14 protein-coding genes are annotated in these 13,460 nt (G+C 73.3%); 11 read left to right on the forward strand and 3 right to left on the reverse strand.

Features of this window, described 5'->3' with window-relative positions; translation table 11 throughout:
- Nucleotides 1-11 precede the first annotated feature (11 nt).
- Together AB0D28_RS13725 and AB0D28_RS13730 are read left to right on the forward strand one after the other, a co-directional pair.
- Nucleotides 12-1,061, forward strand: coding sequence for a type III polyketide synthase (locus AB0D28_RS13725; RefSeq protein ID WP_357385524.1), 1,050 nt, complete (start codon nt 12-14; stop codon nt 1,059-1,061).
- 39 nt (nt 1,062-1,100) lie between these two features.
- On the forward strand, nt 1,101-1,697 hold the full coding sequence (locus AB0D28_RS13730; protein WP_357385526.1) for a hypothetical protein: 597 nt from the start codon (nt 1,101-1,103) through the stop codon (nt 1,695-1,697).
- Nucleotides 1,698-1,716: 19 nt separating this feature from the next.
- Here AB0D28_RS13730 and AB0D28_RS13735 read toward each other — a convergent pair whose 3' ends face one another.
- The gene (locus tag AB0D28_RS13735; RefSeq protein WP_357385528.1) at nt 1,717-2,412 is read right to left on the reverse strand and encodes a hypothetical protein; all 696 of its coding nucleotides are present in this window, start codon (nt 2,410-2,412) and stop codon (nt 1,717-1,719) included.
- A 327-nt stretch (nt 2,413-2,739) separates the two neighbouring features.
- On the opposite strand from AB0D28_RS13735, the gene AB0D28_RS13740 reads away from it, so the two are divergent.
- The 3 genes from AB0D28_RS13740 to ispF all read left to right on the forward strand — a co-directional run bounded on the left by AB0D28_RS13740 (nt 2,740) and on the right by ispF (nt 5,126).
- Entirely contained in the window at nt 2,740-3,225 is a 486-nt protein-coding gene (locus AB0D28_RS13740; protein WP_013288937.1) for a CarD family transcriptional regulator, read from the forward strand.
- Nucleotides 3,226-3,278: 53 nt separating this feature from the next.
- Entirely contained in the window at nt 3,279-3,974 is a 696-nt protein-coding gene (gene ispD / locus AB0D28_RS13745; protein ID WP_357385530.1) for a 2-C-methyl-D-erythritol 4-phosphate cytidylyltransferase, read from the forward strand.
- Nucleotides 3,975-4,643: 669 nt separating this feature from the next.
- Entirely contained in the window at nt 4,644-5,126 is a 483-nt protein-coding gene (gene ispF / locus AB0D28_RS13750; RefSeq protein ID WP_357385532.1) for a 2-C-methyl-D-erythritol 2,4-cyclodiphosphate synthase, read from the forward strand.
- Nucleotides 5,127-5,163: 37 nt separating this feature from the next.
- On the opposite strand, the gene AB0D28_RS13755 is transcribed toward ispF, so the two are convergent.
- Nucleotides 5,164-5,694 (reverse strand): hypothetical protein, encoded by a 531-nt coding sequence (locus tag AB0D28_RS13755; RefSeq protein ID WP_357385534.1) that lies wholly within the window; start codon nt 5,692-5,694, stop codon nt 5,164-5,166.
- Between the two features lie 174 nt (nt 5,695-5,868).
- Here AB0D28_RS13755 and AB0D28_RS13760 point away from each other — a divergent pair, with 174 nt between their 5' ends.
- From AB0D28_RS13760 to AB0D28_RS13770, 3 genes are read left to right on the forward strand one after another with little or no spacing between them, the layout of a single operon-like run.
- Nucleotides 5,869-7,221, forward strand: coding sequence for a BTAD domain-containing putative transcriptional regulator (locus AB0D28_RS13760; RefSeq protein WP_357385536.1), 1,353 nt, complete (start codon nt 5,869-5,871; stop codon nt 7,219-7,221).
- A 50-nt stretch (nt 7,222-7,271) separates the two neighbouring features.
- Nucleotides 7,272-8,330, forward strand: a complete 1,059-nt coding sequence (locus AB0D28_RS13765; protein WP_357385538.1) for a tetratricopeptide repeat protein — start codon at nt 7,272-7,274, stop codon at nt 8,328-8,330.
- Nucleotides 8,331-8,375: 45 nt separating this feature from the next.
- Complete coding sequence (locus tag AB0D28_RS13770; RefSeq protein ID WP_357385540.1) at nt 8,376-9,416, forward strand: NAD(P)-dependent alcohol dehydrogenase; 1,041 nt, start codon at nt 8,376-8,378, stop codon at nt 9,414-9,416.
- A gap of 55 nt (nt 9,417-9,471) precedes the next feature.
- On the opposite strand, the gene AB0D28_RS13775 is transcribed toward AB0D28_RS13770, so the two are convergent.
- The gene (locus AB0D28_RS13775; protein ID WP_357385542.1) at nt 9,472-10,668 is read right to left on the reverse strand and encodes a homogentisate 1,2-dioxygenase domain-containing protein; all 1,197 of its coding nucleotides are present in this window, start codon (nt 10,666-10,668) and stop codon (nt 9,472-9,474) included.
- Nucleotides 10,669-10,762: 94 nt separating this feature from the next.
- Between AB0D28_RS13775 and AB0D28_RS13780 the strand changes: the two genes are divergently transcribed.
- The 3 genes from AB0D28_RS13780 (at nt 10,763) to AB0D28_RS13790 (ending at nt 13,386) form a co-directional block, all read left to right on the forward strand.
- A complete protein-coding gene (locus AB0D28_RS13780; protein WP_357385544.1) occupies nt 10,763-11,629 on the forward strand; it encodes a hypothetical protein in 867 nt (288 codons plus the stop codon).
- Between the two features lie 176 nt (nt 11,630-11,805).
- Entirely contained in the window at nt 11,806-13,005 is a 1,200-nt protein-coding gene (gene fahA / locus AB0D28_RS13785) for a fumarylacetoacetase (RefSeq protein ID WP_357385596.1), read from the forward strand.
- Between the two features lie 171 nt (nt 13,006-13,176).
- A complete protein-coding gene (locus AB0D28_RS13790; protein ID WP_104114857.1) occupies nt 13,177-13,386 on the forward strand; it encodes a DUF397 domain-containing protein in 210 nt (69 codons plus the stop codon).
- Nucleotides 13,387-13,460: the final 74 nt, after the last annotated feature.

Raw genomic sequence — 13,460 nt, forward strand, 5'->3', positions numbered from 1 at the left:
AGGGTGGGGACGTGGGCATACCGGTGATCGCGGGTCTGGGTACGGCACAACCGCCGGCGGCGGCGCAGGACGAGCTGTGGACGGGCTTCTTCGCGGGGCACTTCCAGGGGAGCACCCGGGCACTGGCCGAGCGGATCTTCGCGAACTCCGGCGTGACCCGGCGGCAGGCGGCGGTCAACCCGCTGCTGGAGGACGTCTCGGAGTGGCCGACCGAGCGCCGGATGCGCCGCTACCAGGTGGAGGCGCTACCGCTGGGCAAGGAGGCGGTCGGCCGGGCGCTCACCGCCGCCGGCCTGGACGCCGCCGACATCGGGCTGTTCATCGTCTGCTCCTGCACCGGGTACGCCACCCCGGGGCTGGACATCCTGCTCGCCCGGGACCTCGGCATGTCTCCCGCCACCCAGCGCATGTTCGTCGGGCACATGGGCTGCTACGCGGCCCTGCCCGGGCTGGGCGCGGCGAGCGACTTCGTCACCGCCCGGGGGCGGCCGGCGCTGCTGCTCTGCGCGGAGCTGACCAGCCTGCACATCCAGCCGCCGGGCGCCCGGGTGGACACCCAGCAGATCGTCTCCCACGCGCTGTTCTCGGACGCCGCGGTCGCCGCCGTGGTCGTCCCGGGCGGCCGGGGGTACGCGCTGCGCGAGGTCACCTCGGTCACCGACACCTCCACTGCCGACCACATGACCTGGGACGTCACCGACACCGGCTTCCGGATGGGGCTGTCGCCGAAGGTGCCGCAGGTCCTCTCCCGGCATGTCCGGACGCTGATCGACGACCTGCTGGCGCGGCACGGGTGCGAACGTTCCGACGTGGACGGCTGGGCGGTGCACCCGGGCGGTCCGCGGATCCTCAACGTGGTGGAGCGTGAGCTGGCTCTGCCGCCGGACGGGCTCGACGCGTCCCGGGGCACGCTCGCCGAACACGGCAACTGCTCGTCCCCGACGGTGCTGCTGATCCTGGACCGGCTGTGGCGCGCGGAGCCGTCCCCGCGCTGGGTGGTGATGCTCGCGTTCGGGCCGGGCCTGACGCTCTACGCGGTGTTGCTGGAACGGGTGGGCTGACGGCTCGCCCCGCCCGGGCCGCGCCGATACGCTGCCGTCATGGCCTCCGACGAGCGGGACGGGCGGGTACCGCTGGCCGTGCTGACCGCCCTGGCGTTGGCCGCCGGCGCGGCCTGGTGGCGGGCGGCGGCACCGGAGCCCGGTCCGGCCACCGCGGCACCGGCCGCGAGTGCCGAGGCGTTCTTCCGCACTGTGATGGTCGACCCGCCGACCGGCGTCGTCTGGCCGTCCCGCCCGGGAAGCGATCTGCCGCCGGGGGTGCGCCGTGGGGCGGTCACCGAGCCGGAGCGGTCGGTGGTGATGCGGGTGGAGGCGGACGGCACCGCGCGTGTTCTCAGGATGTCGCACGTGGTGTGGCGGGAGACGTCAAGCCTGACGCCGGACGGCCCACCCGTCGTACGGCAGGTGAACCCCTCGCGCGGCGACGACTACCGGCTGACTGTGAGCTGCTCGGGGGACGGTGTGGTCGCCGTCCGGCTCTCCGGCGCCGGGGACGGTGACGCGCGGCGGGTGCTCCGGTGCGGCGGGCGGCTGGAGCTGCCCGTGCTGGGCGGCACGGGCGCACCGGTGCTGGTGCGGTTCAGCGGTGTACGCGGCCGGGCCGAACTGGACGCCCGGCTCGAAGCGCTCTACTGAGCGCGGTCGGGCCGGTGGCTCAGCCGCCCAGCCGGGCGAGGTCGGCGCCGTAGGCCGACAACGGGCCCAGCTCCGGCACCACCCGCACCAGCGTGCCCTGCCGGTCCACGAGCAGCGCGGCGGCGGTGCCGGGGTGGGGCGACAGGTGCAGGTAGGAGCGCAGGCCGCCGGCCGGGTCGCCGAGCGGGCGTACCCCCGGGACGCTCGCGGGCCCGGCACTGCGGCCCTCGGTCACGGTGACCACGGTGACGCCGGGCGGGGCGGCGCGTGCCGCGGTGCCGACCTGCTCGGCGCAGGCGCAGGCGTCGACCAGGATGATCACGGCGGGCAGCAGGCTACGCAGCGGCACCGGCGTGTCGTCCGCGCCGACCAGGTCCAGTGCGGGCAGCGGGCCGACCGGCTGCGGCGCGGCGGTGGAGCGCGGGAGCACCGTCGGCGCACCGGACCGGGTGCCGGTACGCGGCCATGTGACGGCGGCCAGCCCGGCGAGCGTGACGAGCACCGACACGAGCAGGATCAGCACCGGCAGCCCGAGCCGGGCCGGAGTCGTACGCCGGCCGGAGCCCCGCCGCGCGCGGCGCAGCTCCCGGCGGACCTGCCGGGCCTCGTCGGCGAGCGCCGAGGCGTCGTCCGGGACGACCACCCGTCCCCACTCCGGGGGCAGGCCGGGGAGCCCGTCCGACGACCCCTGGCCGTCAGCGTCAGGCACGCCCATCGGACCCCCAGGAACGTCTCGGTGAGCGGACGTCACGTCCCTCACCAGCGTCCCGCAACGGCCGCCGTAACGCCACACCTGGGCGCGGATGGAGTTGCGGAGCTACCATGGAAGGAGCGCATAGCCCTAGATCCGGACGCTCCCGTCACCCTTACCGGGTTGTCACGTGTTCCTCACGGAGCGTGTCGAAAGCATCGGTTTGACCGCCTGTCAAGCTGAAGAAATACCTCTCACAGGGCCCCTGAGCTGCGCCAACGATCAGGACAGCGGTGAGACATCGGTGCCTGAGCGTGTTACCCTAGACACAGCGAAAGGGGTTTCGAACCTATGGTTTTCAGTGTCGGCGAGACCGTTGTTTACCCCCACCACGGGGCCGCACTCATCGAGGCAATCGAGACTCGGGTCATCAAGGGCGAGCCCAGGGAATACCTCGTCCTGAGGGTCGCGCAGGGTGACCTGACGGTCCGGGTGCCCGCCGAGAACGCCGAGATCGTGGGTGTGCGCGAAGTGGTTGGCGAAGAGGGCCTGGGCAAGGTCTTCGACGTGCTCCGTGCACCGCACACCGAGGAGCCGACCAACTGGTCGCGGCGTTACAAGGCGAATCTGGAGAAGCTGGCCTCCGGTAACCCGCTGAAGGTGGCCGAGGTCGTCCGCGACCTGTGGCGCCGGGAGCGGGAGCGGGGCCTGTCGGCGGGCGAGAAGCGGATGCTCGCCAAGGCTCGTGACATCCTCGTCGGCGAGGTCGCGCTGGCGGAGAAGAGCACCAAGGACGAGGCCGAGACGCTGCTCGACAAGGTGCTGACCGAGGCCTGATCCACGCCTCTGCCTCTACCCACCCCGCAGCGAACGAATCCGAGGACCGCGACGTGACCGCGCAGCTCAATCCGCGCGGTGACGTCGCGGTCCTCGTTCCTGCGGCAGGTGCCGGCGTACGCCTCGGACCCGGCGCCCCCAAGGCACTCCGGTTGCTCGCCGGTGAGCCGCTACTGGTGCACGCGGTCCGCCGGATCGCCGCCGCGCCCTCGGTGCACACGATCGTGGTGGCCGCACCGGCGACCGAGGTCGAGGCGGTACGCGCGATGCTCGACCCCGTGGCCCCGGTGACAGTCGTACCCGGTGGCGCCGAACGCCAGGCGTCGGTGGCGGCGGCCCTCGCAGCAGTTCCCGCCGGCCCGGACATCGTCCTGGTGCACGACGCGGCCCGCGCGCTCACCCCGCCCCACCTGGTCGAGTCGGTGGCCGCGGCGGTCCGCGACGGGCACGACGCGGTGATCCCGGTGCTTGCGGTGGTCGACACGATCAAGGAGGTCGACGCGGCCGAGCGGGTGCTCGGCACTGTCGACAGGTCAGCGCTGCGGGCGGTGCAGACGCCGCAGGGCTTCCGTCGGTCGGTGCTGATCGCGGCCCACAGTTCGGCTGGTGACGCGCTCACCGACGACGCCGGGCTGGTCGAGAAGCAGGGGGGCGCGGTGACCTGCGTACCCGGCTCCGAGCTGGCCCTGAAGATCACTCGCCCGTTCGACCTGGCCCTGGCCGAACACCTGCTTGCCACCGGCGCCTGACCGCCTCACAGGTCGGCGGTGGATCGAGCCCGGCGGAGGCGGTCTCGGACGACATACCGCTGGCCTTGCGTGAAAGCGCTACCTCTGCCTCGGCCGTGGTGCGGGATCGGCGTCGGTAGCGTCAGATGGCCCGCCGACCCCGGCGCCGTGAGTCCGAACACCTGATAACGCCCCTCGGTCCACCCGTGCTTCCGGCTGACCTCGATGATGTCGGCGAGGAGTGCGTCGCGTGGTTCACCCGCCGCTCGGAGCCGGTTCACCTCACCGACCGTCCAATCGACGTTGTCGAGCCGGAAGAGGATCTTGGGCACCTCTGGAAGGCGCGTTGCGGGTAACGACCTCGACGTAGTGGAACGCCTCGAACGACGCGCCTGTGAGGGCGACGCTCCACTCGTACAACTCGCAGGCTTTGCTTTCGTCGCCACCGGCGGCAGCCAGATAGGGGTGGAACCTGCCGGGCGAGATCCAGTGGTGCACCGTTCAAGCATGGGGGTGATGCGTCACGGAACGGATGCTAAGCGTGACGATCGCGAGGGATCGCCCGCCGCGCCGACGGCAACGAAAGAGCCCCAGGCGCTTGCACGAGGCAGAGGCGACACTGGGGCGTACAACAACCAAAGCTAACCACAGCCCAGGCCGCCGTCAAGGCGCGACGCGTACCCTCTGGTCATGATCGTTCCTCGGGTGGCCGTCGGCACCGACGTGCACGCGTTCGCTGCCGGACGACCCTGCTGGGTCGCCGGCCTGCACTGGCCCGACCAGGACGGCCTGGCCGGCCACTCCGACGCCGACGTGGCGGCACACGCCGCCTGCAACGCCCTGCTCTCCGCCGCCGGCCTCGGCGACCTGGGCGCGAACTTCGGGGTGGACCAGCCGGAGTGGGCGGGCGCGTCGGGGGTGGCGCTGCTGACCGAGAGCGCTCGCCGGGTACGGGCGGCGGGCTTCCACATCGGCAACGTGTCGGTGCAGGTGGTGGGCAACCGCCCCAAGATCGGGCCGCGCCGGGAGGAGGCGCAGCGGGTGCTCTCCGAGGCGGTCGGCGCCCCGGTGACCGTCTCCGCCGCCACCACCGACGGGCTGGGCTTCACCGGGCGCGGGGAGGGGCTGGCCGGAATTTCTGTGGCCCTGGTCTACGAGGCGCCGGCCGACTGACGCGGTGACCGGGGACGCCGGTCACCGCGTCACCCGATCAGTCGACGTCGGTGCAGACGTTGTGGGTCGTGCCGTGGAGCATCGTGATCGTCTTGTCGTAGGTGGGGGAGAACTCCACCCGGAACTGGCCGTCGACGATCCACAGCCCCTTCGGCAGCGTGCCGGCGTTCTCCCGGAAGCCGAGCAGCACCGGCCCGGTCACGTACCAGGTCATCGAGCCGTCGGTGCGGTAGACGACGAGGGCGGTGCCGCTCGCGTCCGCCGTCGAGGTGGCGCCGGTCTCCAGGTTCGTCACCCGGTTGATCAGAGCGCCGGTGAACAACTCTCGCTTCGGGGCGCCGTCCGGGTAGGTCTCGATCGTCAGCTTCCGCACCTCGTCCACGATCGGCTCGACCCGTACAGCGAACTCGCACCGCGCGCCGGCGGGCATCTCGAACGGCGCCTGGGGTGCCGGCTCCCAGGCACCCGGGGCGGGATGCCGCTCCGGCGCGGCGGATGCCGACCCTGGTAGGGCCGCGACCACCGCCACCACGACGCTCGCCACCGCGATACTCATCCTGAACCGCATGTTCCACTCCATCCCTCGCTGGTCCGGGCGGCGAGCATCGCCGTGCCCGCTCACCACCGGCTCACCGTGTCGAGCGGCAGGCGTCGCGCGGGCGGACCCGGTCGGCCGGGTCCCTCACCACGCGATCACCGTCGGGCGACAACCCCCGGCCGGTACCGGGTCGTCCTGTTCGGTATGGAGTTCCGCCTGCTCGGGCCGTTCGAGGCCCGCCACGACGGCCGGCCGGTCGACGTCGGCAGCCGGCGCCAGGAGCGTTGCCTGCTCGGGGTGCTGCTGCTCGACGTGGGCCGGGTGGTGCCGACCGATCGCCTCATCGACCTGCTCTGGAACGGCCGGCCGCCGGCCACGGCCCGGAGTGCGGTGCAGACGTACATCGGGCGGCTGCGGGGCTCGCTCAACCCGTACGGGGTTCTGATCAGCACCCGGGGTGAGGGCTACGCGGTGGAGGAGGACGGGCACCGGGTCGACGTCGACGAGTTCGCCGACCTGGTCCGGGCGGCCGGGCGGACCGCCGATCCCGCCGGGCGGGTGCGGTCGCTCGACCGGGCGCTCGCCCTCTGGCGCGGGCCGTTGCTCGCCGACGCGGCGGACGACGAGTTGCGGGACCGGCTGCACGGCACGGTCGAGGAACTTCGCCTTGTCGCCGTGGAACTGCGGGCCGAGGCGCAGCTCGCGCTGGGCCGGCACACGCGCGCGATAGCCGACCTGATGCCGCTGGCCGCCCAGCACCCGACGCGGGAACACCTCGTGGCGGTCCTGATGACCGCCCTGTACCGGGGCGACCGGCGGGCCGACGCGTTGCGCCTCTACCGCGCCACCCGGGACCTGCTCGCGGCCGACTTCGGCGTCGAGCCGGGGCCCCGCCTCCGGGAGGTGCAGCGCCGGGTGCTCGCGGGCGACGACCGGCTGGACCGGACCACCCGGCCGATGCACGAGATCCGGGTCGGCGACGAGAGCCTGCCGTGGAGCGTGGGCGGCCACCCGGCCCTGGACTTCTGCAACACCCTCGCCGGGTGGGGGCACGAGCCGCCGCTGCCCGGCGCCGAGTGGCTGCGCGGCTACCGCACCCTCGCCGTCTGGGCCGGTCACGTCGGGCTGGTGGACGAGGTCTCGACGAACCGCCTGCTGCACCTCGCGCGCCGCGACCCGGCAGCGGCGGAGGCGGTGCTCGACGAGGCCCGTACGCTCCGCGCCGCGCTCTACGCCAGCCTGGTCGACCCGGACGACGGCCCTGCCTTCGAGAACGTCGCGCGGGCCGCCGAGGCCGCCGCCCGTACGCTCGTCTTCCGGCGCGAGGCAGACGGACGCGGCAGGTGGTGGCCCGACCTGGCGGCCGGGCTCCGGCTGCCGGTGCACGCCGCCGCGTTCAGCGGCGCGCAGCTGCTCGCCGATCCGGCCCGGTTCACGGTGCGGGTCTGCCCGGACCGGCGGTGCGGATGGCTGTTCCTGGACGAGAGCGGGCTGCGCCGGTGGTGCAGCCTGGGCACGTGCGGCGGCCGGGCGGGCGCGTCCTGCCGGAGTGCCTGACGCCGGGCACCCTCGGCGCGCGGTGGGTCGGGGCGGATACGCTCGCCGGGATGCCGAGTGACGCCGCCCCCGACCAGTCCGCCGCCGACGGTTACCTGCAACGCGCCCACCTGCTCGCCGAGCTGGGGCGCTACGACGAGGGGATCGGCGAGCTGACCGCGCTGCTCGCGGCCGAGCCCGGGCACCTGCCCGCGCTGACCATGCTGACCCGGATGCACCTGGCCGCAGGCCGGCCGGCCGAGGCGCTCGCCGCCGTCGAGACGCTCGTGCCCGCCGTCGAGACGCCCACCGTGGACGGCACCGCTGAGACACCCGGCACGTCGCCCGCCGCCCCGCCCGAGGCGGTCGTGCCGGCGCTCGTGGCGCGCGGGTTCGCGCTGCTCGACCTGGAACGCTGGAAGCCCGCCGCGGCCACCGCCGACGAGATCCTGGCGCGTGCGCCGGGCGACGCGTACGCGCAGCGCAGTGCCGCCGCCCTCCTCTCCGCGTCGCGCAACGGGCAGGCGGCGCTGGACGCGGCCTGGCGCGGGGTGGAGCTGGCCCAGGACGAGCCGGAGGCACACCTGGTGCTGGGCCTGGTCGCGGTGCGGCTGCAACTGTTCGACCTGGCCGAGCGGGCCTACCGGGAGGCGCTGCGGCTGGACCCGGAGCTGGGCGAGGCGGGGCAGGATGTGGGCGTGGCCCGGCTGGAACGACGCCGCTACGCCGAGACGCTGGAGCACCTGACCGCGCTGGCCGACCTGCCGGTGGCCCGGCCCGACCCGGCCCGGACGGTGGACGCCGGCATCCGGCGCCTCATGCTGTCGGTGGCCGGATTGTCCCTGGTCGCGAGCGTGCTGGTCGCCGCCCTGGCCCCGGCCTCGCCGGGCGCGTCCCGGCTGCTCGCGGTGCTGTCGGTGGCCGGGGTGGCGGTGCTGCTGCGGCGCCCGGCCACCTGGCAGCCCGGCCTGCGGGAGGCGATGTCGCGCGGCCTGGCCGTGCCGGTCTACGCGGCCGCCGCCGCGGTGCTGCTGCTGCTCGTGTACGCGCTGGTCGGCGGCCCGTGGCCGCTCGCCGGGGCGATCACCGCGTCGGTGGTGGCCGGACTCACCGCGTTCACTCGCCGGTGAGAGGGTAGGAGCACCGGAAACACCGGCTGAAGGAAGCGGGAACCAGTGCTCACCGTCAACGCCTACGCGGCGACGTCCGCGACCGAACCGCTCGCCCCGACCACCATCGAGCGGCGCGATCTCGGACCGGACGACGTCCTCATCGACATCAAGTTCTCCGGCATCTGCCACTCCGACATCCACACCGCGCGCAGCGAGTGGGGGCCGACCCGCTACCCGATCGTGGTGGGTCACGAGATCGCGGGCGTGGTGCGGGAGGTCGGTTCCGCTGTCACGAAGTTCGCCGTCGGCGACCGGGTGGGCGTCGGCTGCCTCGTCGACTCCTGCCGGGAGTGCGACAACTGCCGCAAGGGCCTGGAGCAGTACTGTCTGAAGGGCAGCACCGGCACGTACGGCGGGGTGGGCCGGGACGGCAAGCCGACCCAGGGCGGCTACTCGCAGGCCATCGTGGTCACCGAGGACTTCGTGCTGCGCATCCCGGACGGCATCGAGCTGGACGCCGCCGCGCCGCTGCTCTGCGCCGGCATCACCACGTACTCGCCGTTGCGGCACTGGAACGCCGGGCCGGGTCGCCGGGTGGCGGTGATCGGCTTGGGCGGCCTCGGCCACATGGCGGTGAAGCTGGCGCACGCCATGGGCGCCGAGGTGACTGTGCTGTCGCAGTCGCTGAAGAAGCAGGAGGACGGGCTGCGGCTCGGCGCCGACCACTACTACGCCACGGCGGACGAGGACACGTTCACCGAGCTGGCAGGCTCGTTCGACCTGATCATCAACACGGTGAGCGCGACCCTCGACATGGACGCGTACCTGCGGCTGCTGGCTGTGGACGGGACGCTGGTCAACGTGGGCGCGCCCGAGGATCCGCTGTCGGTGCACGCGTTCTCGCTGATCCCGGCCCGCCGGTCGTTCGCCGGATCGAACATCGGCGGCATCGCGGAGACCCAGGAGATGCTCGACTTCTGCGCCGAGCACGGGCTGGGCGCCGAGATCGAGGTCATCCCGGCGGAGAAGATCAACGAGGCGTACGAGCGGGTGCTCGCCTCCGACGTGCGCTACCGCTTCGTCATCGACGCGTCCACGTTCTGACGACCGCGTGCGAAGGGGCCGCGTCCGTGCCGGGCGCGGCCCCTTCTCGCGTACGTCAGGACTTGCGCGCCCAGGTCCAGGCGTAGCCGTCGTCCTCGCAGTCGGCGGCCGCGTCGCAGAGGTCCAGCGGCCGGAACGTGTCCACCATGACGGCCAGCTCGTCGAAGAACTCCGCCCCGATCGACCGCTCGGCCGCGCCCGGCTGGGGGCCGTGGGTGAAGCCGGACGGGTGCAGCGAGATCGAGCCCTGCTCGATGCCGGAGCCGCGCCGGGCCTCGTAGTTGCCGCCGGTGTAGAACAGCATCTCGTCGGAGTCGACGTTGTGGTGGTTGTACGGCACCGGGATGGCGGCCGGGTGGTAGTCCACCTTGCGCGGCACGAACGAGCAGATCACGAAGTTCGGGCCCTGGAACGTCTGGTGGACCGGCGGCGGCTGGTGGATCCGCCCGGTGATCGGCTCGAAGTCGTGGATGGAGAACGCCCACGGGTACATGTGCCCGTCCCAGCCGACCACGTCGAACGGGTGGTTCGCATAGACATGACGCGTCCAGGCTGTGCCGCTGCCACCCGGTCCTGCGGCCCGAGACCGGTGCTTGACCAGCACCTCCACCTCCTCGCCGTCGACGAGCAGCGGGGTGTCCGGTCCTCGGACGTCGCGCTCGCAGTAGGGCGCGTGCTCCAGGAATTGCCCGCGTACGGAGAGGTAGCGCTTGGGCGGCCCGATGTGGCCGGCGGCCTCGACGGCGAGCAGCCGGGTCGGCTCGTCGCCGGTGGGCACCAGGCGGTGGATGGTCGAGGTGGGGATGACGACGTAGTCACCGGCGACCGCGTCCAGCACGCCGAACGGCGACTCGACCCGCATCGACCCGGCCTCCAGGTAGAGGCAGTGGTCGCCGGTGGCGTCGCGGAACAGCGGCGACGGGCGGTCGGCGAGCACGTACGCGATGCGTACGTCGTCGTTGGCGAGCAGGTACTGCCGGCCGAGCACCGGGTCCGCGCCGGTGCCGTCGAGCTTGTGTGTGCGCAGGTGGCGCGGCTTGAGCGGCAGGTTCGGCACGCGGGTGACTGTGGGCGGGGCGTACTCCTCGGCGGCGAGGATCGCGGTCGGGGCGTGCCGGTGGTAGAGCAGCGACGAGTCGGAGGAGAAGCCCTCCTGGCCGACCAGTTCCTCCGCGTAGAGCGTGCCGTCGGGCTGGCGGAACTGGGTGTGGCGCTTGCGCGGCACGTCGCCGACGCTGCGGTAGTACGGCATTTCGCCTCCCGATATGTCCCGTTCTCCGGCCGGTGGCGTCCGATAATCGGACGCTGTTGTCCGTTCCTCGTAGCGTCCCGTACATTCTTGTCTCGTGTCAACGCAGGTGCCCCGCCTCCTCTCCGGTCTGGTGGACGACGCCGCGGTCTTCCCGCCCGGCAACGCCCCGCTGCCCGACGCGGTGACCGCGCACCGCACCCACCGCACCGCCTGGTACGCGGACATGGTCGGTCCGCTGCTGCTGCCCGCCTCGGAGATCCAGCGCGGGTCGCTGCGCGGCCTGGTGGACCCCGCCGAGGGGCTGGTGATCGGGCTGGTCGGCGACACCGGCCTGGACCAGCTCCCGCAGGCGCTGGACGCGCTCGCGCCCGACGGGGTGGCCGCCCGGCAGATCGAGGCGCCGGTGGCCAAGCGCGGCGAGGACCCGCAACCGGGGTTGTCCGCGCTGATGACGCTCGCCGGCCGGCTCGACACCACCGCCGTGTACGCGGAGATCCCGCTCACCTTCGGGCTGATGGGCGCGCTCGACACGCTCGCCGAGGCGCGTGCCGGTGGGCTGCCGGTGGCCGCCAAGTTCCGCACCGGCGGGCTCGCCGCCGAGCTGTTCCCGACCCCGGTCGAGCTGGCCGCGGTGATCTGCGCCTGCCGGGACCGGAAGCTGCCGTTCAAGCTCACCGCCGGGCTGCACCACGCGATCCGGCACCGCGACCCGGAGACCGGCTTCAACCACCACGGTTTCGTGAACGTGCTGGGCGCGACGCTCGCCGCCGTCGGTGGCGCCGAGGTGGACGCCGTGGCCGAGCTGCTCGCCGCCACCGACCCGGTACGCGTGGTCGAGCCGGCCCGGGCGCACCGCGACGCCGAGCGCCCGCTCTGGGTCGGGTACGGCTCGTGCAGCATCTCCGACCCACTTACCGATCTGATCCGGCTGGGGCTGGTGAACGGAGGCTTTGAGGCATGAGCGAACGCACCGAGCGGAGCGAGGGCCGTGATGGCATGCCCGGCAAGCACGGCATGAGCGAACGCACCGAGCGGAGCGAGGGCCGTGAGGGCATGCCCGGCAAGCACGGCATGAGCGAACGCACCGAGCGGAGCGAGGGCCGTGAGGGCATGCCCGGCAAGCACGGCAAGCACGGCATGAGCTGGGTTCCGGGTGTGGCGGGGTCGCCGTACGGGGTGACGAACCTGCCGTACGGCGTGTTCCGGCACGGCGAGGGCGAGCCGCGCGTCGGCGTCCGCATCGGTGACTTCGCGCTGGACCTGGCCGGCGCGGAGGCCGCCGGTCTGGTGCTGGCCGGCGGCGCGCTGGGCCGGCCGACGCTCAACGCCTTCATGGCGCTCGGCCGCCCGCAGTGGACGGCGGTCCGGCAGCGGGTCGTCGAGCTGCTCACCGAGCCGGAGCGCCGGGCGGCCGTCGAGCCGTTGCTGGTGCCGCTGCGTGAGGTCGAGATGGCGCTGCCGTTCGAGGTGGCCGACTACGTCGACTTCTACTCCTCCGAGCACCACGCCTCGAACGTCGGGCAGATCTTCCGGCCCGGCCAGCCGCCGCTGCTGCCGAACTGGAAGCACGTGCCGATCGGCTACCACGGCCGGGCGGGCACGGTGGTGGTCTCCGGCACGCCGGTGATCCGCCCGACCGGGCAGCGGGCCAGCGCGCAGGGCCCGACCACCGGTGCCTCGGTCCGGCTGGACATCGAGGCCGAGGTGGGCTTCGTGGTGGGCGTGCCGAGCCGCCTCGGCGAGCGGGTGCCGGTGGCCGACTTCGACGACCACGTCTTCGGCGTGGTGCTCGTCAACGACTGGTCGGCCCGGGACATCCAGGCGTGGGAGTACCAGCCGCTCGGGCCGTTCCTCGGCAAGTCGTTCGCCACCTCCGTCTCGGCCTGGGTGACGCCGCTGGAGGCGCTGGCCGACGCGTTCGTGCCCGCGCCCGACCAGGACCCGCCGGTGCAGGACTACCTGCGCGACACCCCGCGCCTCGGGCTGGACCTGACGCTGTCGGTGCAGTGGAACGGCGAGCGGGTAGCCGAGCCGCCGTTCGCCGGCATGTACTGGACCCCGGCGCAGCAGCTCGCGCACCTCACCGTCAACGGCGCGTCGCTGCGTACCGGCGACCTCTACGCCTCCGGCACCGTCTCCGGCCCGGAGCGCGGTCAGGTCGGGTCGTTCCTGGAGCTGACCTGGGGCGGGTCCGAGCCGGTCAAGTTCGCCGACGGCAGCGAGCGGACGTTCCTGGAGGACGGCGACACGGTGACGATCACCGCCACCGCGCCCGGCCCGGACGGCACCACAGTCGCGTTGGGCGAGGTCACCGGGACGATCCTCCCGGCCCGCTGACATCCGGCCTGCCACGGCCCCGGTCGCACCAGATGTGCGACCGGGGCCGTTTCCTTCGCCGTTGATCGGTCCGGATCACGTACGCCCGGCCGGTGGCTCCCGGTCGAGCCGGGAGCCGCCCGCGGTGCCGGGCCGGGGCGTACCCGGGAAGCCGAACAGGAAGGACCGAGCATGACCGAGTTGACCGGTGCCGTCTGGCGCACCAGCAGCCGCTCGAACGATCAGGGCCTCTGCGTCGAGGTGGCGACGAACGTGGTCGCCGCGCACGGCGTGGTGGGCGTACGCGACTCGAAGGACCCGGACGGCCCGGCGCTGGCGGTGAGCCCACCGGGCTGGGCCGCGTTCGTCACCGCGCTGCGGGGCGGCTCGTTGCGCGGCTGACCGTCCGTGCCACACCCCGGTGCCCCGGATCGGGGCACCGGCGGTGGAAATGTCACAGCGAGGCTCCCCGTTTC

The organism is Micromonospora sp. NPDC048169, assembly GCF_040652815.1.
Lineage (GTDB): Bacteria > Actinomycetota > Actinomycetes > Mycobacteriales > Micromonosporaceae > Micromonospora.